Source organism: Sulfitobacter sp. EE-36, assembly GCF_000152605.1.
GTDB lineage: Bacteria > Pseudomonadota > Alphaproteobacteria > Rhodobacterales > Rhodobacteraceae > Sulfitobacter > Sulfitobacter pontiacus.
Map to the genome: position 1 here is coordinate 1,393,196 of NZ_CH959310.1, position 24,906 is coordinate 1,418,101.

Sequence of the window (24,906 nt, forward strand, 5' to 3'; positions counted from 1 at the left end):
CCCCCGGATGTAGGAGACTTTCCTTTGGGTAATATGCGCAATCTCGCCTTTTGGGTTGTATTGATGCTTTTGGTTTTGGCGCTGTTCAATCTGTTCAGCGGCTCGACTGGCGGGCTGCAAAGCCGTGAAATCAGCTATTCCGAATTTGTGACAGCTGTCGAAGCAGGGGACGTGCGCAACGTCACGCTTGATGGTGAACAGGTCCGTTTCCGTCGTGCCGATGGCAGTGACTATGTCACGATCCGGCCCGAAGACGCCGAGGTCACCAGCCTGCTGATGTCCAAGGACATCCCTGTGCGCGCTGAACCCCAGCAGCAATCCGGTTTCCAGACCTTCCTGATGTCGCTGTTGCCCATCCTTCTGCTGATCGGTGTGTGGATCTATTTCATGAACCGCATGCAGGGCGGTGGCAAAGGCGGGGCGATGGGGTTCGGCAAGTCCAAGGCTAAGATGCTGACCGAAAAACACGGTCGTGTGACGTTTGACGACGTGGCGGGCATCGACGAGGCAAAGGAAGAGCTGGAAGAGATCGTCGAATTCCTGCGCAACCCGCAAAAGTTCAGCCGTTTGGGCGGCAAGATCCCCAAAGGCGCACTGCTTGAGGGCCCTCCCGGTACCGGTAAGACCCTGCTGGCGCGGGCGATTGCTGGCGAGGCGGGTGTGCCGTTCTTTACCATTTCGGGCTCCGACTTCGTCGAGATGTTCGTGGGTGTGGGTGCCAGCCGCGTGCGCGACATGTTCGAACAGGCCAAGAAAAATGCGCCCTGCATCGTCTTCATCGATGAGATCGACGCCGTGGGCCGGTCCCGTGGGGCGGGCTACGGTGGTGGCAACGACGAGCGTGAACAGACCTTGAACCAACTGCTGGTCGAGATGGACGGCTTTGAGGCGAACGAAGGCGTGATCATCATCGCCGCGACCAACCGCAAAGACGTGCTGGACCCTGCCTTGCTGCGTCCGGGCCGCTTTGACCGTCAGGTCACCGTGGGCAATCCCGACATCAAGGGCCGCGAGAAAATCCTCGGTGTGCATGCGCGCAAGACGCCGCTTGGCCCTGACGTAGACCTGCGCATTATCGCGCGCGGCACGCCCGGTTTCTCGGGTGCGGATCTGGCGAACCTCGTGAACGAGGCCGCGCTGACCGCCGCACGCGTGGGCCGTCGCTTTGTCGCGATGATGGATTTCGAGGCCGCGAAAGACAAGATCATGATGGGTGCCGAGCGCCGGTCGATGGTGTTGACGCAGGACCAGAAGGAAAAGACCGCCTACCACGAAGCCGGTCACGCCATCGTCGGGATCAAGCTGCCGAAATGCGACCCTGTCTATAAGGCCACGATCATTCCGCGCGGCGGCGCCTTGGGTATGGTGATGAGCCTGCCCGAAATGGACAAACTGCAGATGTTCAAGGACGAAGCCGAGCAAAAGATCGCCATGACGATGGCGGGCAAAGCGGCTGAGATCTTCAAATATGGCGCTGAAACCGTGTCGTCGGGCCCGATGGGCGATATCATGCAGGCCAGCCAGTTGGCGCGTGGCATGGTGATGCGCATGGGCATGTCCGACAAGGTCGGGAACATCGACTATTCGGAAGCGGCGGCTGGTTACCAAGCCAACGGCGGCGCGGGCGGGTTCAGCGTTTCTGCGGCCACGAAAGAGCTGATCGAATCCGAAGTGAAACGCATCATCGACGAAGGCTACGACCGCGCCTATAAAATGATCACCGATCACGAGGAAGAATTCGAACGTTTGGCCCAAGGTCTGCTGGAATACGAGACCCTCACCGGCGAGGAGATCAAGCGCGTCATGGAAGGCAAACCGCCACAAGACCCGGACGGCGATGACACCAGCGGCATGGACAAACCAAGCCTGACCGCGATCCCCAAGGCCAAAGGCAAGAAGACGCCTCCGCCAAGCGGGATGGAGCCTGAGCCAAGCGTCTGACGCCTAGGCATTGATCACCAGAATACGAAAGAAAAGGCCCTGCACCCGCGGGGCCTTTTCTTTTGTCGCGGCTTTGCGCAGGTTACGGACAACGCAGCGCGAAAGGATGCCGGTCATGCCGACGATGAAAGAAACCGATTTTACCGCAACGATCACATGGCTTGGTGTGGTGCCCAAGCTGGCCAAGGGCATCCGCGCCGAACCCCGGAGCGAAGCTTTCGCCAGCTATGCCGGTTTCGAGGATGACGTGCACGCGGGGCTGACCCGCGCGTCCTGTGTGCGGGTCACGAACCTCTATCCCAAGGGCACCGAGATCCGGAACGTGCGTCAGCTGTCGATCCTGTCTGCGGAAGAAATGGCCCTGATCGCGGCCGACATGGGGATGGAGGCACTGGACCCCGTGCACCTTGGCACGTCGATGGTGATCAAGGGCATCCCCGATTTCACGCATGTGCCGCCCAATGCGCGGCTTCAGGCTGCCTCGGGTGCGACGATCACGATTGATACCGAAAACCGCCCCTGCGTATTGCCCGGTCGCGAGATCGAACAAGACAGCCCCGGCCACGGTCCCAAGTTCAAATCCGCGGCCGAGAACCGTCGCGGCGTGACCGCCTGGATCGAACGCGAGGGGCTGTTGCGCGTCGGTGATACGCTGCGCCTGTTCATCCCCGACCAGCCAGCGTGGCAGCACGGCTAGGCCCAATGGAGCGCGGGGTCACAGCGACCCGCCATGCTCAAATCAGCGACACACCCGCCGGATCGCCGCATCAAGCGCCGGATATGTCGGAATTGCCCCCTCTGCCCATGCCCTCACAGGCGTATTGAGGACATAAGAAACATAGAACGCCGACGGCGCATCAGGGAGGACATATGACCTTTAAATCCGACATCCAAATCGCACGCGAAGCCAGCAAACGCCCCATTCAGGAGATCGGGCAAAAGCTGGGCATCAGCAGCGATGATCTGCTGCCCTACGGCCATGACAAGGCGAAGGTGTCGCAAAAGTTCATCAACTCGGTGCAGGACCGTCCCGATGGCAAGCTGATCCTCGTCACCGCGATCAACCCCACACCCGCGGGCGAGGGGAAAACCACGACCACCGTCGGTCTGGGCGACGGGTTGAACCGCATCGGCAAGAATGCCGCCGTCTGTATCCGCGAGGCGTCCCTTGGTCCGAACTTCGGCATGAAGGGCGGGGCGGCGGGGGGCGGCTATGCGCAAATCGTGCCCATGGAAGAGATGAACCTGCACTTCACTGGTGACTTCCACGCCATCACCTCGGCGCACAATCTGCTCAGCGCGATGATCGACAACCACATCTATTGGGGCAACGCGCTGGAGATTGATCTGCGACGCGTCGTCTGGCGCCGCGTCGTCGACATGAACGACCGCGCCCTGCGCCAGATCACGGCGTCCTTGGGCGGTGTGTCGAACGGTTTCCCCCGCGAGGCCGGGTTCGACATCACCGTCGCGTCCGAAGTCATGGCGATCCTGTGTTTGGCCAAAGACCTGAACGACCTGCAAAAGCGTCTTGGCGACATGATCGTCGCCTATACCCGCGAGCGTAAACCGATCTATGCGCGCGATATCAAAGCGGATGGTGCGATGACCGTGCTGTTGAAAGACGCGATGCAGCCGAACCTTGTGCAGACGCTGGAAAACAACCCCGCTTTCGTCCACGGCGGGCCTTTCGCCAATATCGCGCATGGCTGCAACTCTGTCATCGCGACCACCACCGCGCTGAAGCTGGCGGATTATGTGGTGACCGAAGCGGGCTTTGGCGCCGATCTGGGGGCAGAGAAGTTCCTGAACATCAAATGCCGCAAGGCGGGGTTGGCACCGTCCTGCGTCGTGGTTGTGGCCACCGTGCGCGCGATGAAGATGAACGGCGGCGTGGCCAAGGCCGATCTGGGCGCTGAAAACGTCGACGCCGTGCAGGCCGGTTGCCCCAACCTTGGCCGCCACATCGAGAACCTGAAATCCTTTGGCGTGCCCGTCGTCGTCGCGATCAACCATTTCGTCACCGACACCGACGCAGAGGTGCAAGCGGTCAAAGACTATGTCGCCTCGCAAGGAGCCGAGGCCGTGCTGTCCCGCCACTGGGAATTGGGCAGCGCTGGCTCTGCCGAACTTGCCGAGAAAGTGGTCGAGACGATCGAGAAGGGTCAGGCGGATTTCGCCACGCTCTACCCCGACGCGATGCCGCTGGCCGATAAGATCAACACCATCGCCACAAAGATCTATCGCGCGGATGGGGCGGTGATGGATCAGAAGATCCTCAACCAGTTGAAAGACTGGGAAGAGCAGGGATATGGCGATCTGCCGGTCTGTATGGCCAAAACGCAATACAGCTTTACCACCGATCCCGAAGCCCGCGGCGCGCCAACCGGCTTTACCATCCCCGTGCGCGAGGTGCGCCTGTCTGCCGGCGCGGGCTTTGTCGTGGCCATCTGCGGTGAGATTATGACCATGCCGGGCCTGCCAAGAGTTCCTTCTGCCGAAAATATTCGTCTCAATGACATCGGCGATGTTGAAGGTCTGTTCTAAGCGCGTATGAACAGGGCGCGGAGGGTCGCTCCTTCGCGCCTTCGCCTGCTGTGGCAGGTGATAGCAGCGCCACAACAGACAAAGGACGGTCCCCATGACAGCGACGATCATTGACGGCAAGGCATTTGCAGCACAGGTGCGGGGGCAGGTCGCCCAGCATGTCACGCGGCTGAAGGACGATCACGGGATCACGCCGGGGCTGGCTGTGGTGCTTGTCGGGGCCGATCCTGCCTCCGAGGTTTATGTCAAATCCAAGGGCAAGATGACCAAGGAAGTGGGCATGAAATCGGTCGAACACCGGCTGGCGGACACCACATCAGAGGCGGAGCTTCTGGCGCTGATCGACACGCTGAACAACGATGACACGATCCACGGTATCCTCGTACAGCTCCCCTTGCCCGATCACCTGAACGAAGACCTTGTGATCAGCGCGATTGATCCGGCCAAGGATGTCGACGGGTTTCATATCTCGAACGTCGGTCTGTTGGGCACGGGGCAGAAATCCATGGTGCCCTGCACGCCGCTTGGCTGTCTGATGATGCTGCGCGACCACCACGGCACCCTGTCGGGGATGGATGCAGTCGTGATCGGGCGCAGCAATATCGTGGGCAAACCTATGGCCCAGCTTCTGCTTAACGACAGCTGCACCGTGACAATCGCCCATTCGCGGACCAAAGACCTTGCCGCTGTTGTGCGCCGCGCTGATATCGTGATTGCCGCCGTGGGCCGCCCCGAGATGGTGCCGGGCGACTGGATCAAACCGGGGGCCACAATCATCGACGTGGGCATCAACCGTCTCGACGCGCCAGAGCGGGGTGAGGGCAAGACCCGTCTGGTCGGGGATGTGGATTTTGACAGCTGCGCCAAGGTGGCCGGTGCGATCACCCCGGTGCCGGGGGGCGTGGGCCCGATGACGATCGCGTGCCTGTTGGCCAATACGGTCACGGCCTGTTGCCGTGCCCATGACCTGCCCGAACCCGAAGGGCTGACCGCCTAAGCGGCGGTCGCCGGAACCGGCACCATCGTGCCCTGAAGCAAGGCGATCAGCACCTGCTGGTCGCCGGTTTGGGCAAAGACCTCGGCCGTGACCACACAAAGCCGCTTGCCCGGTTTCACCACCTTGCCAATCGCGATCAGCCGGTCTCCTCGGGCGGGGGCCAGCAGATTGATCTTGATCTCTGCGGTGACGACTTCGGACTCCAAGGGCAGTGTCGTCAGCGCGGCATAGCCCGCGGCGCTGTCCCCGATAGAGAACGTCAGCCCCGCGTGGCCAAACCCCTGCTGCTGGCGCGTGCCGGGCAGGATCGGTGCCTCGATCCGGATGAGCCCATTCGACACATCGCTGAGTTCAGCGCCGAGGGTCTGCATCATCGATTGTGCGGCAAAGCTGTCGCGGATGCGGGCGATTTCTTGCGGGGTCATAGGGGCTCTTTCAACATGGATGGCCGGCCCCGTGGCTGCGACTAGCGCGGCATGGGGATCGCGGTGGGCTGCGGTCCGGTAAGTATGGCGCAGGCCTGCGGACCCATCAATGCCTGTAGCACCGGCGCGTCACTGTACAAGCCACCGGTATAGGTGCCAAAGGCAGGCATGATCAGCCGTCGGTCGTCATAGAGGAAGGCCGGACGTGTCACCGACCGCCCGCGCAGCCGCAGCCGAGCCTTGGGGTGATAATGCCCCGAAACCTCGGCCTGCGCGCTTGCCTGCGCGATATGCCGGAACTGCAAGGGGCCGATCACAAGCTCGGCCAGATGCTCCCCGCCCAGTTCAACGGGACCGGGGTCGTGGTTGCCCTCTACCCACAGCCACTGCCGGCCCGCCTGCAGCCGCGCCAGCGTCAGCCGCGCTGGCTCGGGCAGGGCATGGGCCGCGTGAAGATCGTCGAAACTGTCGCCCAGACACATCACAACGCGCGCGGGCACACGGTCAAGCGCCGCCGCAAGCCGGGTCAACGTGTCCATCGTCTCGTAAGGGGGAAGCGCCGTGCCGCCGCGCCGCGCAATTCGTTCGGCTTTGCCAAGATGCAGGTCGGACACGCAGAGCAGCCCGTGATCTGCCCACCACAAGGCGCCAGAGCCAAGCGCCGTCAGCCGCGCGCCGCAAAAGTCGAATTCATACCCGATGTTCATGCTGCGTTCATCACCAAGTTTGCCCGCGGGCGCAAGGGGCGCTGGCCGATGGACGCGCCCTTGGCGGGGCGCAGGAGTATTTGAAAAAGGGTGAAGCGGAAGACGCCCCCGCCTGATCCCGAGGGGCGTGGGGGCGTCTTCACCCTTTGCGGTCATCGGCTCTCCAGCCTGTACCGCGGGGTGATCATGGGGCAAAATACCTAAGCGAAGGTTAATTCACCCTTTCAAAAATACTCAGCTGCGCAGCGATTGCCACGTCTAGCGCCGTTTGAGGGGGATGTTATCCGGCGCGGGGGTGATCTGTGCGAGGCCGGAGGCTTCCATCAACCGCGCGGATTCCTCGGCCAGCAGACGCTCTTCTGCCTGCCCCTTGACCGGCACGCGACCCATTTCCAGAAACAGCGGTGCGGACAGCGGGCTGACACGGTCGAGGATACGGTGGTCAATCCGGCCCTTGATACGATGCAGCATTTCCTCGATCCGGCCAAAGTCGACCAGTCCGCGCAGGGCCTCTTCGCGGGTGATATCGAGCAGGAGGTGATCGGGTTCGTATTTCTGCAAGGTGTCATACAGGATGTCAGAGCTGAAGGTCGCCTGCCGGCCAGACTTACGGGCTTGGGGGGTGTTCCGTTCGATCAGCCCCGCGATGGTGGCGGCGGCGCGGAACGTGCGTTTCATCACCGCATTGCCAGCCAGCCAATGGTCCAACCCGTCATGCAGGGCTGTGGCATCAACGAGCGGGGCAGGGTCATCGACCGGATCCAGCCCCCAGATCAGCGTGGCATAATCGGTCGCGACGAAGCCCAGGGGGTTGAGGCCCAGTTCCTCCATCCGTTTTGTCAGCAGCAGCCCGAGCGTTTGCTGCGCGTTGCGACCGGCAAAGCCGTAAAAGACCGTTTGGGCGCGGCCCTCATGGGGGAAGCTTTCGATCAGCAGCCGGCCCGGTTGTGGCAGTTGGCTGACCTCGCGTTGCAGGGTCAGCCATTCGGCCGTGTGGCGCGGCAGCTCGGGCCAGCTCTCTTGGGTGAACATGCGTTGCACGCGGGCGGAGAGCTGGGTCGAGGTGGCGAATTTGGTGCCCATGAACGTGGCAACGCGTGGTTTCTTGGCGGCGGAGCGGCTGACCTCTACGGTCATTTCCCGCAACCCTTCGTATTTGACGATCTGGCCGCCGATCAGGAATGTGTCGCCCGCGCTGAGCGAGGCGGCGAAACCTTCCTCGATTTCGCCCAAAGGCGCACCGCCGCGGTTGCGTTTCATGCGGACCTTCAGCGTGTCCGTGTCCTGAATGGTACCGATGTTCATGCGGATACGCTGGCTGCTGCGAGGGTCGCGCAGGTGCCATTTGCCGTTTGTGCACATCAGACGTTGCCATCTGTCGTAGGCGCGCAGGGCGTAGCCGCCAGTGGCACAGAAATCGAGGCAGGCGTCAAAGGCGGCGCGGCTGAGGCTGGCATAGGCCCCGGCCGAGGTCACCTCGGCATAGAGCGCGTCGGCGTCGAAGGGGCCGGCGCAGGCGGTGATCAGGATATGCTGGCATAACACATCGCGGGGGCCGGGGCCGCGCGGGTCGCCGTCAAGATCGCCTGCCAATACGGCGTCGAGGGCGGCGACACATTCGACCACCTCAAACCGGTTTGCAGGCACCAGCAGCGCTTTGGAGGGCGCGTTATAGCGGTGGTTGGCCCGCCCGATGCGCTGGACCAGCCGTTTGACATTCTTCGGCGCACCGATCTGGATCACGAGATCGACATCGCCCCAGTCGATCCCCAGATCAAGGCTGCCGGTACAGACAATCGCGCGCAGATCGCCGCGCACCATCGCGGCTTCGACCCGTTCGCGTTGCTGCCGATCGAGCGACCCGTGGTGGATGCCGATGGGCAGGCTATCTTCGTTGGCGAGCCAGAGATTGTGAAAGAAAATCTCGGCCTGAGCGCGGGTATTGTGGAAGATCAGGGTGGTTTTATGCTGGCGTATCTGGTCGAGCACTGCCGGAAGCGCATAGGCCGCCCCATTGCCGGACCACGGCGGGGCCGCGTCCGTGCGCAGCATCCGGATGTCGGGCGGCGGGCCGGGATCAGCCAGCAGGATCGGGCAGGGGTCGGGGTGACGCGCCATGAAATGCGCGATGGCGGCGGGATCTTCGACGGTAGCTGACAGGCCCACCCGTTTCAGCCCCGGGCACAGGCGTTGCAGCCGCGCCAGCGCCAGCATCAGCTGGTCGCCCCGCTTGCTGTCGGCCAGCGCGTGGATCTCGTCGATCACGACACGTTTGAGCCCTTTGAACATGCGCGGTGCATCCTCATAGGAGGTCAACAGCGCAAGGCTTTCGGGGGTGGTCAGCAGGATATGGGGCGGGTCGGCGCGTTGCCGGCGTTTGCGCGTTTGCGAGGTGTCGCCGGTGCGGTCCTCGATCCGGATGGGGAGGCTCATTTCGGTCACCGGGGTGGTGAGGTTGCGCTTGATATCCGCGGCCAGCGCCTTGAGCGGCGAGATATAGAGCGTGTGCATCCCCTCGTGATCGCCGTCGGCCAGATCGACCAGCGTGGGCAGAAAACCCGACAGCGTCTTGCCGCCCCCGGTCGGCGCGATCAACAGCAGGGCGGGCGCGTCGGCGCGGGCCAGCATGTCTTGCTGGTGGGGGTGGATGGACCAGCCTTTGGTGGCGAACCAGTCGGAGAACTTGGGGGGCAGGGTCTGCATGGGGTGCAAGATAGGCTGTTTGCACGCGGGGGCCAGCCCCCGCACCCCCGGAGTTTATCTGGCAAAATGAAGCGGATGCCCGCGCCCGTTTCGAGCGCGGTGCTACCTGACGATGGTTTCATCCTCGACGAACATATTGGCCCAAGCACGGTCAATCAGATCAGGGCGCATCTGGTGCGGGATCCCTTCGAAATCGCAGATGGAAATCATCTGGTCGATCAGGAAGATCGGCTGATAGTTGGCGAAAACATTGTTGATCGTGGGGTATTTTGTCTTCAGCAAATGGATCAGCGTCGCCTCGTCCAGTTTGATGTTTCTTTTCTTGGCGACCATGGCGAAGATCTTGAGGAAGTTTTCCTGATTGGGCCCGTCGATCTTGATCTTGAAGAAGATCCGGCGCAGGGCGGCCTGGTCGAAGATCTCATTGGGGTGGAAGTTGGTCGAGAAGACCACCAGCGTGTCGAAGGGAACTTCGAACTTCTCGCCGGATTGCAGGGCGAGGATGTCCTTGTTTTCTTCCAGCGGCACGATCCAGCGGTTGACCAGCGCCTGTGGCGATTCTGCCTGTCGGCCAAGGTCGTCGACGATGAAGATGCCGCCGGTGGATTTCAGCTGCAGCGGGGCTTGATAGGTTCGTGCGGTGGGGTTGTAGACCAGATCAAGCATATCGAGCGTCAGTTCGCCCCCGGTGATCACCGTGGGGCGTTCGCATTTGACATAGCGGGTGTCAAAGCGCGTCACGCGGCGCAGGGATTTCGGGTCTTGTTTCTCTTCGGAAATGGCGGTGTGCACGATGGGGTCATAGACCGTGATCACCTGACCGGCGTATTCAATCGCACGGGGGACATAGATCCGGTCACCAAGCGCGTCGCGAATCCCGTTGGAGATGCTTGATTTGCCATTGCCGGGGGGGCCGTACATCAGGATGGAGCGACCGGCCGTCACGGCTGGGCCAAGGTTGCCGATCAGCTCGGACGGGAGCACCAGATGGCCCATCGCCGCTTCGAGCTTTGCGCGGGTGATTTGCATATTGCGCACGGACTGGCGTTTGATCTGTTCGCGGTAGACATCAAGCGGCACGGGCATCGGGCCGAAGTATTCCGATTGCGCCAAGGCATCCAGCGCGCGGGCCTTGCCCAGATCGGTCAGCTGGTAGCCCATTTCATTGCCGTTATTCGCGTTGAGCGTGCCCGTCGCTTCGAGAAGGCGTTGTTCGCGCGACAGATCCACCAGTTCCTGCGTGACCTGAAGCGGCAGGCAGATCGCCGCTGCGAGCTCGCTGACCATGGTGACGTTCTTGCGGAACATCGTCTTGATCATGATGTCGCGCATCATCACCACGGGCAGCTTCATCTCTTGGATGGTGCGCGGCGGAGGAGGGGCCATGACGGCGCTGGTTTGCATATTCATGAAGGCTTCTTTCATGGGGACACGGGCGTGCCCCAAGGCGTAGCGGTTGAATATGGCGAAATCAGGCCCCGAAGTAGGCGCCGAGCATTAAATATGCGGCAAGCACAGTTCCAAGGGCGAGGCCCATGGGGAATTTCTTGGCTTCGTGCCAGCTGACCCATTGCGGGGCAAGCTTGCGCAGGGGGGAATATTTGGCGGCGCGGTGAATGATATAGGCGGCAACCAGCGTCGCCATGAACAGCGCCATGAAGAAGCGCACATCCCCGAGCGCGATAAAGGGTGTGGCGGCGGCGATGAATTTCGCATCCCCTGCGCCCATCAGCCCGCCCGCGTTCATGAAGATACCCACCACAAGCGCCACCACCATCGCCAGCAGGTGCCAGAGGTAGCTGTCAAAGGGCAGGGCAATCGGGCCGATCAGCACAAACACGGCGGCCAATGCGATCACCGTGACATTGGTGATCCGCATAAAGGCCAGATCGGTGTAGATCGTATAGGCACAAAGGGGCAGCGCGAAGGGCAGGAACCACAGCGCTGCGGAGCTGGTGATCTCCACGCGTTAGCCTGCGTTTTCCAGCGCGCGCAGCGACCGGACGGCGGCCTCGAAGTGCTGCGGGTGGGTGCTGATGGCGTCGCGCAGCAGCCCTTTACCGGTTTCAACGTCGCCCTTCTTGATCGCGGAGAGGGCGAGGGTGTGCAACAGTTGCGCGCGCTCGGTCTGGTCCATCTCGATCGGGGGGAGGCTGTATTCTCGTTGCGCGCCACGGGCGAGGATCAGGTTGTTCTTGGCGGTAAACAGCGTCGAATCCTGTTTCACAGCCTCGCCGAAAAGGCGTTCGGCAGCCTGATAGTCGCCGCGCGTCAATTTGGAGTAGCCCCAGTTGTTCATGACCGAACCGGGCTTGGTGGTCAGACCAATGGCGATCTCGTAAAAACTGTCGGCCTTGTCCCATTCCTGTTTGCTGTCAGCGACGATCGCCTCAAGCCGGTAGCGGTTGTAGGTTTCATGGGTGGGCGGGACGGAATCCAGCGTCTTTTCCGCTTTGGCCCAATCGCCCGCGCGGATCAGCGCATCGGCGTAATCAACCTTGTCGTCGGGGGTGGCATCCTTGGAAGCGGCAACTTTGCCCCAGACGGATGCGGCCTCTTGGTTGCGTTTGGCGCGGATCAGGGATTTGCCCAAGCTGCGCTGGATGTCGATGCGGTCGGGGTTTTCCTGCGCGGTGCGGGTGAAATAGCTGACCGCCTCGTTCGGGTCGGCCACTGTCAGCATCACATCGTTGAGGTTGCTTTCATCCACGACGTTCACGTCCTGGAAGGCGCGGGTGACGGTATCCTCGCCGGATTTCTTGCCGCAGCCTGCTACTGCGACGACGCCTGCAATGCAGGCGGCCAATAGGATAGGGTGGCGCATTTTTGCGTCCTTTTACTGCTCTGCCTCGTTATGATGCTGGCCGAACCAGATAGTCGCCCGAGCCGCGCCGCACCAATTTATAACTGTCTTCTTGATCCGGGATCGTAACAGAGTTTTCCGATTTTGCGAGTGCTAAGCGCAAATTGTCACGGATTGCGTCACTTTCGCCATTATCGAGCGCATAGGCCTTGCGAAAGGTCAGCTGGGCTTCGGCGAGTTTGCCGCGTTCCATCAACACAACGCCGAGATTATTCCAGACCTCGGGGTGGGTTTCGTCCTTTTCTACAGCGTCGCGCAGCAGCTTTTCCGCCTGACCCAATCGCCCCAGCCCAAGGTTGGCGCTGCCCAGTCCCGACAGGATTTCGGCGTCCAACTGGGAGGCGAGCGCGGCGCGGTTGAAGGCCCGGATGGCCAGTTCGTATTCGCCCGCGCGCATCAGACGGTGGGCGACCTCTACCCCGTCTTCGGCGTCCTTGCGGGTGTTGACACCGGGGGCAAAGGGGTTGTCAGGGCTGGCGCGCTTGCCCCCAAACGCGGAAAGACCGCCTGCAGAGCAAGCGGCCAATCCGGCGATCAGGGTCATACAAAGCGCGAGCCTGAAGGGTAACGCGCGCTTGGGAATGTGGATCATGCAGAGCCTTACTGACCTAGTTTGGTAATGTTCATCACCGATGGCGCGACCAGAATGATCAGCAGCGGAGGAACGGTCAGCATCATTGTGGCAAGTGTCATCTTGGTTGGCAACTTGTTTGCGGCCTCTTCGGCGCGCATTACGCGTTTGTCGCGCATCTCGGCGGCATAGACCCGCAGCGCGTCGGCGATGGATGTGCCGAAGGCGGCGGATTGTACCAGCACCGTCACAAAGGACGACACATCTTGCACGCCGCAGCGTTCGCCCATGGCGTTCAGCACGCTGACCTTGTCTTTACCGGCCTTCATCTCATAGGCGACGATTTCGAACTCTTCCGCCAGCGCAGGGTAGGAGGCGCGCAATTCGCGGGCCACGCGGACGATACATTGATCGAGCGACTGGCCGGCTTCGACGCAGACGAGCATCATGTCCAGCGCATCGGGGAAACCACGCGTGATTTCTTCTTTTCGCTCGGCGACGCGGCGGGTCACCCAATAGCGCGGCAGGAAATATCCGATGCCGCCGGGGCCCACGGTATACAGCATCATCTTGTTGGTGGTCATGCCTTCGCCGCCGCCAAGGAAGTTGATGTAGACGGTGCCGATCACCAGCCCGGCAATACCAAGCGCCATCTGGGCAAAGTGAAAGAACCGTACCGCATCGCGCGAGCTATAGCCCGCCTGACGCAGCAGCAGCGCCTTGGCGCTTAGCTCTTCCACGTCTTCGGGTTCAAGGAACTTGGCGAATTTTTGCAGCTTCTCGTTGCGGTCCGACTGGCGCAGGCGCTGTTGCTTGCCTGCATCGGCAGCCTCGGTCTGGCTACGTTTGAGCTTGGCCAAAGGGTCTTCGGGCTGGCGCAGGATCATGACAAGCGTTGCGCCCACCATGGTCAGGCCCAATGCGCCCAGAATGGCGATCCAGCCCATGGGACCAAGTGCGGTGTCGAGTGAGTTGAGGAAATTCACAGTGAGGCCCCCTTAGACTTTGATATCGGTCAGCTTGCGCATGACGATGAGGTTAAGCGACAGGAACAGGACAACCGCGATACAGCCGGGGATGAACAGCGGGTGGGTCATGACTTCGTCATAGTAATGCGGGTCACCGAGTTTGATCACGATCAGCGCGAGGATCGGGAAAGCAGACAGGAACTTGCCGGACCATTTTGCTTCGGCGGTGATGGCGCGCACGCGGCGGAACAGGCGGAAGCGGGCGCGGATGACCTTGGCCAACCCCGCAAGGATTTCGGCAAGGTTACCCCCCGATTGCTGCTGGATGGTCACAGCCACCGCGAGGAAGCGCAAATCCTGCATATCAAGCCGTTCAGCCATATCCTTGAGCGCCTCGCCAATGTCGCGGCCATAGGCGGTTTCATCGGCGATCACGCCGAATTCCGACGCCAGCGGGTCCTGGATTTCCTTGGACACGATAGAGATCGCGCTGGTGAAAGGGTGGCCAACGCGCAACGAACGCACCATCAGTTCCACCGCGTCAGGCAGCTGCTCTTCGATCATGTCCATACGCTTTTTCGCTTTGGACGAGATCCAGAAGAATACGGCCCCGACACCGATCCCGACAGAGATCAGGATGCGCACGGGCACTTCGGTATTGGTGCCGATGGTCAGCCCCAGAAAGGCGACGACCGAAAGGCCGGCCATGATCATGATCAGCTGTTTCGGCGCAAAGGCGATCGCGGCCTTTTGTGCTTTCTCGGCGAGCAGGGAATAGACCGGAATGGATTTATTATCCATGTGCTGCTGCATTTCCTTGCGCAGCTTGTCCAGAACCTCTTCGCGGCGGGCCCCTTTTTCCAGCATTTCAAGCCGGCGGTTGACCTTGCTGTTGAGGCTGATGGATTTACCGAAAGCGACCAGATACAGCCCTTCGACCAGCACAAGGACACCGACGAAGATCAGGCCATAGATAATGGGTTCTGCACTCATGATTGATAATCCTTACTTGACCACAACGGGTTCATAGATCGACGATGGCAGGTCATAGCCCCACATCTTGAAACGTTCAGAGAAGTGGCTGCGCACGCCGGTGCCGGTGAAGTGGCCGATGATCTTGTTTTCGGGCGTCAGGCCGACGCGCTGAAAGCGGAAGATTTCCTGCATAGAGATCACGTCGCCCTCCATGCCGGTGATTTCGGTGATCGACGTCATGCGGCGCGACCCGTCCTGCAAGCGCGATGCTTGTACGATCAGGTTCACAGCCGACGAGATCTGGCTGCGGACCGCTTTCAGCGGCATTTCGATACCGGCCATGGCGATCATGTTTTCCAGACGGCTGACACCATCGCGGGCAGAGTTGGCGTGGATCGTGGTCATCGACCCGTCGTGGCCGGTGTTCATGGCCTGCAGCATGTCGATCACTTCCTCGCCGCGCGTCTCGCCGACGATGATCCGGTCAGGCCGCATCCGCAGGGCGTTTTTCAGACAGTCGCGCGGGGATACCTCGCCCTTGCCTTCAACGTTGGGCGGGCGGCTTTCCATGCGGCCCACATGGGTCTGTTGCAGTTGCAGTTCGGCGGTGTCTTCGATGGTCAGGATTCGTTCATCGTTGGCAATAAACGATGACAGCGCGTTCAGCGTGGTGGTTTTACCAGAACCTGTACCGCCCGAGACGATGATATTCAGACGGGTGGCCACGGCGGCTTGCAGATAGGCTGCCATCTCTTCCGAGAAGGCCCCAAAGCTTACTAGATCATCAATGCCCAGTTTGTCTTTCTTAAACTTACGAATGGAGACAAGGCTGCCGTCCACGGCAATCGGCGGGACCATAGCGTTGAAACGCGAGCCGTCTTTCAAGCGCGCATCGACATAAGGGTTGCTTTCATCGACGCGACGGCCAACGGCGGAAACGATCTTGTCGATGATCCGCAGCAGGTGCTTTTCGTCTTTGAAGGTCACGTCGGTCAGCTGCAGTTTACCCGCGCGTTCCACAAAGATCTGTTGCGGGCCGTTGACCAGAATATCGTTGACGCTGTCGTCTTTCAGCAGCGTTTCCAGCGGACCAAGGCCGGTCACCTCGTCATACAGTTCGGAGTTCAGTTGAACGCGGTCCTCGCGGTTCAATACGATGGATTTCTCGGCCAGAATCTCGGTCGAGATTTCGTTGATCTCGCTGCGCAGATCCTGTTCCGAGGCATGTTCAAGGGCGGCGAGGTTCAGGTTCTCAAGCAGGGCACGGTGCAGTTCGAGCTTGATGTCGCTCATGCGTTGCTTGCGCTTCACGTCGCGATCCTGCGGGGCGACGGTTGCAGCTTGAGCCACGCGGCGCATGCTGGCGGGTTTGGGCGCGACCACTTCCTCGGGCGGTTGCTGGGGCGCGGGAGCCTTCGCCTTTGGGGCGGGTGTGGCTACGGCAACGTCACCTGGCTTTTTATACTTCGAGAACATCTGAATACTCTTTCTAAATTATCTGGCGCTTGGGCCGGATCAGGCGGCTTTGGCTTCGTCAGCCTTGAGGTCGTGGATAGAAGACGCGAGCTTTGCGATCTCGCGGCGTAGCGGGTTCTTGGCGGCGGTATTGGCGAGCGGCAGACCGTGGTCGTTGGCCTGCGTCACCTGCTTGCCGCCATCAGGCAGCTGCACGTCGATGGAAATACCAAGGCTTTCTGCCATCCGTTTGACCCGCGCTTTGGCGTTAAGGTCGGTAAATTTCGGCGCGCGGTTCATGACATAACGCAGCTTTTCGACCGGCAGCTCTTCGGATTGCAGCGCGCGTTTGAAACGCAGGGCGTTTTGGGCGCAGCGCATATCCAGTTCGAGCATGGCAAAATAGACATGCGCATTGCTCAGCACGGTTTCGGTCCATTGCACCAGCGTCGACGGCATATCGACAACAACGTAGTCGAACTGGTTGCGCGCCATATCCAGAATCCGCGTCACATCTTCCGAGGTGATCAGATCAAGCGGCAGCATATCGGCGGGGGCGGTCAGCACCTGAAGCGTGTCTTCATAGGTCAGCAGAGCCTGACCAAAGCTTTCCTCGTCCATCTCGTCTGTCTCGATCAGCATGTCATAGACGACTTCGCGGCGCGGCAGGTCCAGATAGGTCGCCACGGCCCCGAACTGCAGATCGAAATCCAGCAGGCAGACCTTTGGCGGATTCTTTTTGTCGGAGGTCGCCAGTTCCCACGCCAGATTAACGGCCATGCTGGTCGCACCGGTGCCACCGGCCAAACCATGTACCACGATCACCGCGCCGTCTTTATCGGCACCGGGTTTCAGCTTGGGGCCTGCCTCGATGTGTTCGGCTTTGGGCTCGGGGCCTGCGCGCAGACGTTCGATGGTCGCCGCCAATTCGCCTTCGGGCAGCGGGTAAGGGACGAATTCATCCGCACCTTGACGCAACAGGGAATGGAGCGAGGCCGGGGACATGTCTTCGGCGATCAGGATCACCTTGATATGACGCGATTTCGCCTGCGAGATGATTTCGGACATCATCGGCAGATTCTCTTCGTCCTCGGAATCAAGCGCCAGTGCAATCAGCTCGAGCGTCGCCGCTTCGGGCTGGCTGAAAAAAGCGAGGCTTTCAGAAAAGCCGAGATCACCCCAGGCTTCGCCCAAAGCTGATTCCATATCCTCGATCAGCAGGTCAAAGTTCTGTACATCACGGCTGACAGTGCAGGCGATGATCTGTGGTGCGTCAATCTGTGGCATACTGCTGCTCATACCTAAACTTCCCCTTCTTCTCTTTGGGGCGCGGCAAGGGCGGATCGGGCGTCGCCCTGTTCTTTGCCTTGCGGTCCCCTGCGTCAGACCACGGTGGCCGGGCGCAACTGTCCTATTGCAGTGAATATCCCTGCCAAGTTGGGCAAGATTGGGGCTAAATAGTTTCTATTGTTTGGTCTTTTGAAACGATCCGCAGGGATTTGCCGGATTGAAACGCAAAAGGCCCGACCGTCAGCGACGATCAGGCCCTTCTCGAGGTATCCTTTATCCGGTTATTCCGTCGCGGTACCCGTCGATGTCGCACCACCCGAGAGCTGAGTCGGCGGCACGGCGCTGGCAACGTAATCGCGATATATGATCTGCGCGTATTTGCCGTCCAGAACGGTGGGATGTCGCCCGACAAAGCCGCTGACTTCGGTCACGGTGCGACGGTTTGCCCGTTCGCGGCCCTGTGTCACGATCAACGGCTGTGTTTCGCCAAAGGAAACAACGGCCTCAAGACGGCTGCGGCTGATGCCCTGCGTTGACAGAAACGCAACAACGGACTGTGCACGGCGCAGGCCCAACGCCTTGTTGTAGCTGTTCGAACCGACGGCATCGGTATGGCCATAGACGCGGAAGCGGACCTCGGGGAACTGGCGGATCCATCCCGCTTGGCGCCGCAGCACAGCCTGCGCGGCCCCGTCCAGCTGGGCCGAGTTAAAGGCAAAGGTCACCGTGGATTCGACTTCGCTGGCAAAGCGGTTGGCCAGATCGAAGGTGTACTGGCGTTCGCCTGTCATTACCAAACGGTTGTTCAGCGTGGCGTTACCGAAGGTGCCCAGATCGGTCAGGGATCCTGCTTCGCGGTGGAACTGGGTATAGACCGGATCAGGGCTGCTTACGCAGCCTGCTACGGTCATCGCCAAAGCGGCGCATAGCCCGGTGATTTTGCCTGTCGAAGGGATCGCTGAAGTCATCTGATCAATCCAATACATAGCCATATGACCCGCTAAAGTCCTGTTTGGCAACCTCGCCAGCAGCCCCTTTGGTGGGCGCTGTGCTGCCTTTGGACGTGCGACCTGACAGGAACAATTCGCTTTCCGTGGGCGGTTTGATCCGGTCGGTGGGCAGGGCCAAAGCCTCGCCGCGGGTGGGGGTCACAAGATGGGCCGTGATAATGATCACCAGTTCGGACTGGCTGCGCTGATAGTTCGCGCTGCGGAACAACGCGCCCAATACAGGCACATCGCCGATCCAGGGTAGCTGGCTGGAGTTATCGGTGAAATCGTCGGTCAGCAGACCCGCGATCGCAAAGCTTTCGCCGTCACGCATTTCAACCGTGGTCGAGGTTTCGCGGCGGGTGAAGGCCGAGATGTCGAAACCATTGCCCAAGGACACGCTGTTGCTGGCATCAATCGCCGACACAGCAGCTTTGAGTTCGAGGTTAATCAGGTCTTTATCCACGACACGGGGGATAAAGCTCATCTCTACGCCGAAGGGTTTGTACTGCACCGAAATCTGGTCGCCGGTCTGGGCGACAGGCACGGGGTATTCGCCACCGGCAAGGAACGTCGCCTCTTGCCCGGACAGCGCGACGAGGTTCGGTTCGGCAAGGAAGCGTACGGCACCCTTCTGCTCCAGGGCTTCAAGCAGCAGGCCGACTTGGGTGGACCCTGCGTTAAAGCCGAACAGTACCGCGCCTGCGTTGCTGTTGGACGCAGGTGTCGTGCCACCAAGAGAGTTTGCAATCGCGCCTGCCGTATTTGTCGTATTGGTCCCGCCGTTGATCGCAAGATCATTGCCCACCAACCCGTTCAACGCGAGCGACGCGCTTAGGGATTTGGAGACAGATCGGCTCATCTCGGCAAAGCGGACTTTCATCATCACCTGCTGGATGCCGCCGACGCTCATCAGGTTGGAGACGCGTTCTGGCGCGTAGCGTTCGGCCAGATCAAGGGCGCGCTGCAGGCGTTGGGTGGAGGACACGATGCCCGACAGGACGATACCGTCGTTGGCTGTGCGCACTTCGATCTTTTCGCCGGGCAGGATTTGCCGCAGGCGTTCCTTGAATTCAGAGACATCCGCCGCGACGCGCACATCCACGTTGGTGATCAACTGACCGGCCGCATCCAGCAGGGTCAGCGTGGTCAGGCCAGGGGATTTGCCCAGCACATAGATGGTGCGATCGGAGAGGGATGAGATATCTGCGATCCCCGGGTTGGCGATGCTAAGCTCGGCAAAGGGGATGTCGCTTTCAACCACAACCGCGCGGTTCATCGGGACTTCCAACACACGGTTGGTGCCCTTTTTGACCACACGGAGAGTGTTGGCCTGCGCGTCGATCGGCGCCGTCAATGCAAATGGCATCGCGCCAATGGTCAGTCCCAATAGGGCTGCTTTAATAAACTTATCGATTTTCATGTGACCTGCCTTTGTGATCACGCCTCAAAATAGGGTCTTTGCGCCCGCCGTTTGCGCCACTGTGCGGTCCTTTGCGTTTTTTTGCAAGAATCAATGACAGGGGGTGGCGGGTATATGTGGATTAACAGCAACATATCCGAAATGGCAAAACGCCGCGCAAAGGGATGCGCGGCGGTGCTGAGGTCCGTATTTGCCCTGCCTGATAAGCAGATCAGTTGGTGCAGGGGATCGGGATTTCGACCACTTCGGCACCACGACGGGTCCGGATGGTGCAGACTTTTTCTGTAGTTGTTTCGACTTTGACCGTTTCTTCCGTCAGGCCGAGCAGGCGGCGCTGGTCGACTTCGATCTCGCCGGCGACGGTGTCATCCTCTGCCCCGACGAGCGAGAGGGATAGGTCACCCGTCGATTGCGCCTGTGCCAATGCGGCAACTTGATAGGGCTGAACGGCAACAGTCACAGTATTCGCAATGGCCGCTTCGCTGCGTTCGCCGCCGGCGCTTTGGTCGATCGCGATGATCTTGACGCCTGCCTCGATCAGTTTGGTCACGTCTCCGGTATCGGCGCGGTCATTGCCGCCCCGGTTGATGCGGCCGGTCCAGTAGACATCGACACGGTCACCGGGGCGCAGGAAGCCCGAGACGCCACTTGATACATCGACGCGGATCGCGAAAGCACGGCTGCCCCGTTCCAGCTGCGAGGTGAGGCCGGTATCGGCACCGGGTTCGGTCACCTTCACGGCCATAATGGCTTCGTCTTTTTCCATCGCACGCAGCACGACACGCAGGTCATCGCTATTTTCGGGGAAAAGCGCTGCTTCTTCGATAAACGTGCCTTCGGGGATCGCATTTTCAGGCCAGTTCACCTGCCGCACATCTTCGCGGGTCAGGCGCTGGCCGTATTTCAGCGGCCCGTTGGCCACATATACACCAACCGTTGGCACAATCTGTGCCAAAGCCTCTTGGGCCTGTTGGTTGGCGCGTTGATATTCACTGATGCGGCCCTTTGCCAGATACACAGCACCACCTGCCAAAGCGATACCGGCGAGCAGGACCAGTCCAAAAACCATCCGCATGTTACTTACCTCTCTTGAGTGTGTGCCGGTCCCAGGACGCGGCGCGAAACTTATACCAATGGATAGGCGGTGATTGTGTTCAGACTATGGATAATCCGCGACCAAGCTGGGTCATTATGGGGGGGCTTGGGTTAGATGTCGCCCGGCGTCTGGGTCATCACCCGGTCTGCTAGATCCACAGTTCCGGTAGTCATGCTGACGACAATGAGAACCGCCAGAGATACCACGGCCGCACATAGAACAACCCAGTCAACTGTGACCGCACCGCTTGGGCTTCGCCAGAATTTGATAAGCTTCGAGAGCATTGTTTTGCCTTGCGTGATGAAGGTCTAAAAAACTGGCCGCATCCTGTCGAGCAGAATGCGGCCAGCGAAATTTCGTGGTGTGACGAACGCTTAGCCGCCGATGCTGCCAGGGTTTTGTGTCCCCATGTAGGAGTTGGTTTTCGATGTCAGGTTGGAAGCGCCTGTTTCGATCGAGGAGTAAGCTGCCACGGCCAGGCCAACAACGGCGGCGGTCAGAACAACCCAGTCAACAGTCACAGCGCCGGATTCGTCGTTTTTGAAGTTCTTGATAAAGTTCATCATGGTATGTCCCTCCAAGGATCATAAAGTTTTCAATCTCAACCCTGTCGTCCGTTTCGATGCTTCTCTCTCAATTCCGCATCTGGCTGACTTGGTATGAGCCTATATAGCCTTGTGAATGGGGCACGAATTTGGCGGCAATTGTGACATTTCGTTATTCAGGGCCGGTTTTTGGCAGAATTATTGTAGCCCGCTGATACAAAACAATTTTCCATCTTCATTTTTTGTTATCCTTGATGGGGAGCGGGGCAGGATTGCATCAATTATGGCGAAATCGCCATGTTCCCTGCCATGTTTGGTTGGTTTGGCGAGGGTTTCCGTGCGAGATTGCTGAAAAAGAGCATTAAATAATCAGTGCAGGCAGCGATGTTTCGACGAATGACCGTATCTTTGATGGTGGGGATGCTGGCGGCCTCGGCTGTCTGGGCAGACGCGCCAAAGCCGTTTCCCAAGTTCGAGGCAAAACGTGTGAAGCCGCCCAAGCCGGGCAGTACCAATCGGATCAATGTCTTTATCGAACCCAAGGCCGACGACGTACCCGAGGTTGTCGCAACCGACTCCGGTGCCATCGTGCCAGCGTCGCCGGGGCAATATGATTGGTTCTGGGATCGTGTCTCTCCGGCGGTCGAGAAATCTGGCCCGGGCCGGCTGGAGGCCGCGATGATCACGCTGGCAACGGCCAGCAGCAAAATCCCCGCGCCACGCATGCAACAGATGCAAGAGATCGCCAAGGCCAACGGGATCGACATCCTCCGCTCTACGATCGGGACACAGGTGTCACCTGCGCTTGTGCTCGCGGTGATCACGGTTGAATCCGCAGGGCGGCCCGATGCCATCAGCGGGGCGGGGGCGCAGGGGTTGATGCAGCTGATGCCTGATACAGCGACGCGCTTTGGGGTAACAGATAGTATGGTCCCGACGCAGAATATCGCGGGCGGCGTAAAATACCTAGATTGGCTGATGGGCGAATTTGACCGCGATCCGATCTTGGTGCTGGCGGGCTATAACGCGGGCGAAGGGTCCGTGCACAAGCACGCGGGCGTGCCGCCTTTTGCCGAAACCCGTGACTATGTGCCCAAGGTGCTGGCCGCTTTTCAGGTCGCCAAGGGCCTGTGCCAGACCCCGCCCGAGCTGATCTCGGACGGGTGTGTCTTTGCGGCGATGAACTGACACCAGTTCGGGGCCGGATGTAAAAGGGGCGCGGCCATCGCTGGCAGCGCCCCTTGTCGTTTATCGTGTCAGCAGATTAGACGATTGTCGCTTCGGTCGCGGCGCGCAGTTCGTCTTCGGTCACGCCATCCGCGCATTCAACGATCTTCAGCCCGCCTTCAACGACATCCAGCACACCCAGATTGGTGATGATGCGGTCAACGACGTTCTTGCCGGTCAGCGGCAGGGTGCATTCTTTCAGCACCTTGCTGTCGCCATGCTTGCTGGCGTGGTCCATGACCACCACAACGCGGCCCACACCCGCGACCAGATCCATCGCGCCGCCCATGCCTTTGACCAGCTTGCCGGGGATCATCCAGTTGGCAAGGTCGCCGTTTTCAGCCACTTCCATCGCGCCCAGAATGGCCATGGCAATCTTGCCGCCGCGGATCATCCCGAAGGAGGTCGAGCTGTCGAAATACGAGGTGCGGTCCAGCTCGGTGATGGTCTGCTTGCCCGCGTTGATCAGGTCGGCGTCTTCCTCGCCCTCGATGGGGAAAGCGCCCATGCCCAACATGCCGTTTTCCGACTGCAACGTCACATCCATCCCCTCGGGGATGTAGTTGGACACCAGCGTCGGAATCCCGATGCCAAGGTTTACATACCAACCGTCTTGCAGTTCCTGCGCGGCGCGTGCCGCCATTTGATTGCGATCCCAAGCCATTATGCCGTCCTCACTGTGCGCTGTTCGATGCGTTTCTCGTGATCACCCTGAATGATGCGGTGCACATAGATGCCGGGCAGGTGGATCGCGTCGCCGCCAAGGCTGCCACGGGGGACGATCTCTTCGACCTCGGCGATGCAGATCTTGCCACACATGGCCGCTGGCGGGTTGAAGTTGCGCGCAGTCTTGCGGAACACGAGGTTGCCAGTGTCATCCGCTTTCCAGGCTTTCACGATCGCCAGATCCGCAACGATGCCCCGCTCAAGGATATAGGTCTCGCCGTCGAAATCCTTGTGCTCTTTGCCTTCGGCGATCACAGTGCCAACGCCGGTTTTGGTATAGAACCCGGGGATGCCCGCACCACCCGCACGCATACGTTCGGCCAAGGTGCCTTGCGGATTAAATTCCAGCTCAAGCTCGCCGCCGAGATACTGGCGCATGAATTCCTTGTTCTCGCCGACGTAAGAGCTGATCATTTTCTTGACCTGCTTGGTCTGCAACAAGATACCGATGCCGAAATCATCTACGCCCGCATTGTTCGAGGCAAAGGTCAAATCCTTGGTGCCCGCGTCCCGGATCGCGTTCAGCAGCAGTTCGGGAATACCGCAAAGGCCAAAGCCCCCCGCTGCGATCAGCATGCCATCGTGCAGCACGCCTTCCAGCGCCTCGGCAGCGCTTCCATAGATTTTCTTCATTCCGGCTCCTTTCAAGAGAGGCTCACGGCCCTGTCGTATTATCGTTATACGACTTCTATGACGCGGCGTAACGAACGTGTCAAACCGCCGACGCTAATGTCAGCGGTACCAGTGGAGCTTGCCGGAAAATTCGGGTGAATGTGCGCCCACCCTGCGTCGGGTGGGCAGCTGTCGTTGCGGGGCCAGTGCAGCCCGCAGCGAGGTCAGACGATGCGTACCTGCGTGCCGATGGGGGCAATCTGGTACAGCGCCTCGATCATGTGGTTGTAAAGCCCGATGCACCCGTCCGAGCTTTGCCGCCCGATCTTGCGCGTGTCATGGGTGCCGTGGATCAGATAGGCGGGCCAGCTGAGGTACATCGCATGGGTGCCAAGCGGGTTGTCCGGACCGGGCGGCATATACTTCAGATCGGGATCGCGTTCGATCATGCTGGGGGTCGGTGTCCAGTCGGGCCCGACACGTTTGCGCACAATGCGGGTGTAGCCGCGTTTGGTCAGCTCGTCGCTGCGGGGCACGGAGGTCGGGTAAATCTTGTAGGTCTCGCCATCGCCGCCCCAATAGTGCAGCGCGCGGGAAGAGGTATCAGCCACGATCGCGGCTTTGCCCAATGTATCAAAGTGGTCCTGCCAGTTCTGGCTGGAAAATCCGTTGGTGTTATGACGTACCGGCGCCGCGATCTCTGGCACCGGCGTCTGTGCGCGCAATAGGGCCGGCGTGAAAAGCGCCGCGCCCGCTGTCAGGATCAACCCGCGTCTTGAGAATGTCTGCTCTGCCATCTTTATGTCCTTCTACCGTGGCGATTGTCACAGGTAAAAGCAGCAAGGG

General features: G+C 60.2%; 23 protein-coding genes. 5 read left to right on the forward strand and 18 right to left on the reverse strand.

What is annotated here, in order from left to right; all coding sequences use genetic code 11:
• The first annotated feature begins 33 nt into the window (after positions 1–33).
• The 4 genes from ftsH to folD all read left to right on the forward strand — a co-directional run bounded on the left by ftsH (position 34) and on the right by folD (position 5,485).
• Positions 34–1,941: an ATP-dependent zinc metalloprotease FtsH gene (gene ftsH / locus EE36_RS09355; RefSeq protein ID WP_235183810.1), complete on the forward strand. Its 1,908-nt coding sequence runs from the start codon at positions 34–36 to the stop codon at positions 1,939–1,941.
• A 115-nt stretch (positions 1,942–2,056) separates the two neighbouring features.
• Positions 2,057–2,638, forward strand: a complete 582-nt coding sequence (locus tag EE36_RS09360) for a sulfurase (RefSeq protein WP_005851659.1) — start codon at positions 2,057–2,059, stop codon at positions 2,636–2,638.
• Between the two features lie 173 nt (positions 2,639–2,811).
• Positions 2,812–4,488 carry a formate--tetrahydrofolate ligase gene (locus EE36_RS09365; RefSeq protein WP_005851660.1) on the forward strand — a complete coding sequence of 559 codons (1,677 nt, stop codon included), beginning with the start codon at positions 2,812–2,814 and terminating at the stop codon, positions 4,486–4,488.
• A gap of 94 nt (positions 4,489–4,582) precedes the next feature.
• Positions 4,583–5,485 carry a bifunctional methylenetetrahydrofolate dehydrogenase/methenyltetrahydrofolate cyclohydrolase FolD gene (gene folD / locus EE36_RS09370; RefSeq protein WP_005851661.1) on the forward strand — a complete coding sequence of 301 codons (903 nt, stop codon included), beginning with the start codon at positions 4,583–4,585 and terminating at the stop codon, positions 5,483–5,485.
• Here folD and EE36_RS09375 read toward each other — a convergent pair.
• From EE36_RS09375 to EE36_RS09445, 15 genes are all read right to left on the reverse strand, one after another.
• Complete coding sequence (locus EE36_RS09375) at positions 5,482–5,910, reverse strand: PaaI family thioesterase (RefSeq protein ID WP_005851662.1); 429 nt, start codon at positions 5,908–5,910, stop codon at positions 5,482–5,484. The two genes, folD and EE36_RS09375, sit on opposite strands and share 4 nt — an antisense overlap.
• A 41-nt stretch (positions 5,911–5,951) precedes the next feature.
• Complete coding sequence (gene pdeM / locus EE36_RS09380; RefSeq protein ID WP_005851663.1) at positions 5,952–6,617, reverse strand: ligase-associated DNA damage response endonuclease PdeM; 666 nt, start codon at positions 6,615–6,617, stop codon at positions 5,952–5,954.
• Between the two features lie 258 nt (positions 6,618–6,875).
• Positions 6,876–9,320, reverse strand: coding sequence for a ligase-associated DNA damage response DEXH box helicase (locus tag EE36_RS09385; protein WP_005851664.1), 2,445 nt, complete (start codon positions 9,318–9,320; stop codon positions 6,876–6,878).
• 102 nt (positions 9,321–9,422) lie between these two features.
• Positions 9,423–10,730 (reverse strand): hypothetical protein, encoded by a 1,308-nt coding sequence (locus tag EE36_RS09390; protein ID WP_005851665.1) that lies wholly within the window; start codon positions 10,728–10,730, stop codon positions 9,423–9,425.
• A gap of 61 nt (positions 10,731–10,791) precedes the next feature.
• On the reverse strand, positions 10,792–11,286 hold the full coding sequence (locus EE36_RS09395) for a prepilin peptidase (protein WP_005851666.1): 495 nt from the start codon (positions 11,284–11,286) through the stop codon (positions 10,792–10,794).
• A gap of 3 nt (positions 11,287–11,289) precedes the next feature.
• Positions 11,290–12,144, reverse strand: a complete 855-nt coding sequence (locus EE36_RS09400) for a lipopolysaccharide assembly protein LapB (protein WP_005851667.1) — start codon at positions 12,142–12,144, stop codon at positions 11,290–11,292.
• Positions 12,145–12,172: 28 nt separating this feature from the next.
• Positions 12,173–12,727 carry a tetratricopeptide repeat protein gene (locus EE36_RS09405; RefSeq protein ID WP_005851668.1) on the reverse strand — a complete coding sequence of 185 codons (555 nt, stop codon included), beginning with the start codon at positions 12,725–12,727 and terminating at the stop codon, positions 12,173–12,175.
• Positions 12,728–12,783: 56 nt separating this feature from the next.
• On the reverse strand, positions 12,784–13,701 hold the full coding sequence (locus tag EE36_RS09410; RefSeq protein WP_005851669.1) for a type II secretion system F family protein: 918 nt from the start codon (positions 13,699–13,701) through the stop codon (positions 12,784–12,786).
• Between the two features lie 51 nt (positions 13,702–13,752).
• Entirely contained in the window at positions 13,753–14,715 is a 963-nt protein-coding gene (locus tag EE36_RS09415) for a type II secretion system F family protein (protein ID WP_005851670.1), read from the reverse strand.
• A 12-nt stretch (positions 14,716–14,727) separates the two neighbouring features.
• Complete coding sequence (locus EE36_RS09420; protein ID WP_005851671.1) at positions 14,728–16,173, reverse strand: CpaF family protein; 1,446 nt, start codon at positions 16,171–16,173, stop codon at positions 14,728–14,730.
• Between the two features lie 39 nt (positions 16,174–16,212).
• A complete protein-coding gene (locus EE36_RS09425; RefSeq protein ID WP_005851672.1) occupies positions 16,213–17,451 on the reverse strand; it encodes an AAA family ATPase in 1,239 nt (412 codons plus the stop codon).
• Between the two features lie 272 nt (positions 17,452–17,723).
• Positions 17,724–18,428, reverse strand: a complete 705-nt coding sequence (locus EE36_RS09430) for an OmpA family protein (protein ID WP_005851673.1) — start codon at positions 18,426–18,428, stop codon at positions 17,724–17,726.
• Positions 18,415–19,854 carry a type II and III secretion system protein family protein gene (locus EE36_RS09435; RefSeq protein WP_005851674.1) on the reverse strand — a complete coding sequence of 480 codons (1,440 nt, stop codon included), beginning with the start codon at positions 19,852–19,854 and terminating at the stop codon, positions 18,415–18,417. Before EE36_RS09435 ends, EE36_RS09430 begins: the two co-directional genes overlap by 14 nt.
• A gap of 211 nt (positions 19,855–20,065) precedes the next feature.
• Complete coding sequence (cpaB, locus tag EE36_RS09440; RefSeq protein WP_005851675.1) at positions 20,066–20,929, reverse strand: Flp pilus assembly protein CpaB; 864 nt, start codon at positions 20,927–20,929, stop codon at positions 20,066–20,068.
• Between the two features lie 395 nt (positions 20,930–21,324).
• Positions 21,325–21,516 carry a Flp family type IVb pilin gene (locus tag EE36_RS09445; RefSeq protein WP_037943339.1) on the reverse strand — a complete coding sequence of 64 codons (192 nt, stop codon included), beginning with the start codon at positions 21,514–21,516 and terminating at the stop codon, positions 21,325–21,327.
• A 375-nt stretch (positions 21,517–21,891) separates the two neighbouring features.
• On the opposite strand from EE36_RS09445, the gene EE36_RS09450 reads away from it, so the two are divergent.
• Positions 21,892–22,683, forward strand: a complete 792-nt coding sequence (locus EE36_RS09450) for a lytic transglycosylase domain-containing protein (protein WP_005851678.1) — start codon at positions 21,892–21,894, stop codon at positions 22,681–22,683.
• 76 nt (positions 22,684–22,759) lie between these two features.
• On the opposite strand, the gene EE36_RS09455 is transcribed toward EE36_RS09450, so the two are convergent.
• From EE36_RS09455 to EE36_RS09465, 3 genes are all read right to left on the reverse strand, one after another.
• Positions 22,760–23,386, reverse strand: coding sequence for a 3-oxoacid CoA-transferase subunit B (locus tag EE36_RS09455; RefSeq protein ID WP_005851679.1), 627 nt, complete (start codon positions 23,384–23,386; stop codon positions 22,760–22,762).
• Positions 23,386–24,081, reverse strand: coding sequence for a CoA transferase subunit A (locus EE36_RS09460; RefSeq protein WP_005851680.1), 696 nt, complete (start codon positions 24,079–24,081; stop codon positions 23,386–23,388). The genes EE36_RS09455 and EE36_RS09460 overlap by 1 nt, the downstream gene beginning before the upstream one ends.
• A 203-nt stretch (positions 24,082–24,284) precedes the next feature.
• The gene (locus tag EE36_RS09465) at positions 24,285–24,857 is read right to left on the reverse strand and encodes a L,D-transpeptidase (RefSeq protein ID WP_005851682.1); all 573 of its coding nucleotides are present in this window, start codon (positions 24,855–24,857) and stop codon (positions 24,285–24,287) included.
• Positions 24,858–24,906 lie beyond the last annotated feature (49 nt).

Coding starts and splice junctions, on each gene's coding strand:
- EE36_RS09405 (WP_005851668.1), bottom strand. CDS start 12,727: ATGACCCTGATCGCCGGATTGGCCGCTTGCTCTGCAGGCGGTCTTTCC.
- EE36_RS09390 (WP_005851665.1), bottom strand. CDS start 10,730: ATGAATATGCAAACCAGCGCCGTCATGGCCCCTCCTCCGCCGCGCACC.
- EE36_RS09400 (WP_005851667.1), bottom strand. CDS start 12,144: ATGCGCCACCCTATCCTATTGGCCGCCTGCATTGCAGGCGTCGTCGCA.
- pdeM (WP_005851663.1), bottom strand. CDS start 6,617: ATGAACATCGGGTATGAATTCGACTTTTGCGGCGCGCGGCTGACGGCG.
- ftsH (WP_235183810.1), top strand. CDS start 34: ATGCGCAATCTCGCCTTTTGGGTTGTATTGATGCTTTTGGTTTTGGCG.
- EE36_RS09385 (WP_005851664.1), bottom strand. CDS start 9,320: ATGCAGACCCTGCCCCCCAAGTTCTCCGACTGGTTCGCCACCAAAGGC.
- folD (WP_005851661.1), top strand. CDS start 4,583: ATGACAGCGACGATCATTGACGGCAAGGCATTTGCAGCACAGGTGCGG.
- EE36_RS09425 (WP_005851672.1), bottom strand. CDS start 17,451: ATGAGCAGCAGTATGCCACAGATTGACGCACCACAGATCATCGCCTGC.
- EE36_RS09450 (WP_005851678.1), top strand. CDS start 21,892: ATGACCGTATCTTTGATGGTGGGGATGCTGGCGGCCTCGGCTGTCTGG.
- EE36_RS09460 (WP_005851680.1), bottom strand. CDS start 24,081: ATGAAGAAAATCTATGGAAGCGCTGCCGAGGCGCTGGAAGGCGTGCTG.
- EE36_RS09375 (WP_005851662.1), bottom strand. CDS start 5,910: ATGACCCCGCAAGAAATCGCCCGCATCCGCGACAGCTTTGCCGCACAA.
- cpaB (WP_005851675.1), bottom strand. CDS start 20,929: ATGCGGATGGTTTTTGGACTGGTCCTGCTCGCCGGTATCGCTTTGGCA.
- EE36_RS09465 (WP_005851682.1), bottom strand. CDS start 24,857: ATGGCAGAGCAGACATTCTCAAGACGCGGGTTGATCCTGACAGCGGGC.
- EE36_RS09360 (WP_005851659.1), top strand. CDS start 2,057: ATGCCGACGATGAAAGAAACCGATTTTACCGCAACGATCACATGGCTT.
- EE36_RS09420 (WP_005851671.1), bottom strand. CDS start 16,173: ATGTTCTCGAAGTATAAAAAGCCAGGTGACGTTGCCGTAGCCACACCC.
- EE36_RS09365 (WP_005851660.1), top strand. CDS start 2,812: ATGACCTTTAAATCCGACATCCAAATCGCACGCGAAGCCAGCAAACGC.
- EE36_RS09430 (WP_005851673.1), bottom strand. CDS start 18,428: ATGTATTGGATTGATCAGATGACTTCAGCGATCCCTTCGACAGGCAAA.
- EE36_RS09445 (WP_037943339.1), bottom strand. CDS start 21,516: ATGATGAACTTTATCAAGAACTTCAAAAACGACGAATCCGGCGCTGTG.
- EE36_RS09410 (WP_005851669.1), bottom strand. CDS start 13,701: ATGGGCTGGATCGCCATTCTGGGCGCATTGGGCCTGACCATGGTGGGC.
- EE36_RS09415 (WP_005851670.1), bottom strand. CDS start 14,715: ATGAGTGCAGAACCCATTATCTATGGCCTGATCTTCGTCGGTGTCCTT.
- EE36_RS09455 (WP_005851679.1), bottom strand. CDS start 23,386: ATGGCTTGGGATCGCAATCAAATGGCGGCACGCGCCGCGCAGGAACTG.
- EE36_RS09435 (WP_005851674.1), bottom strand. CDS start 19,854: ATGAAAATCGATAAGTTTATTAAAGCAGCCCTATTGGGACTGACCATT.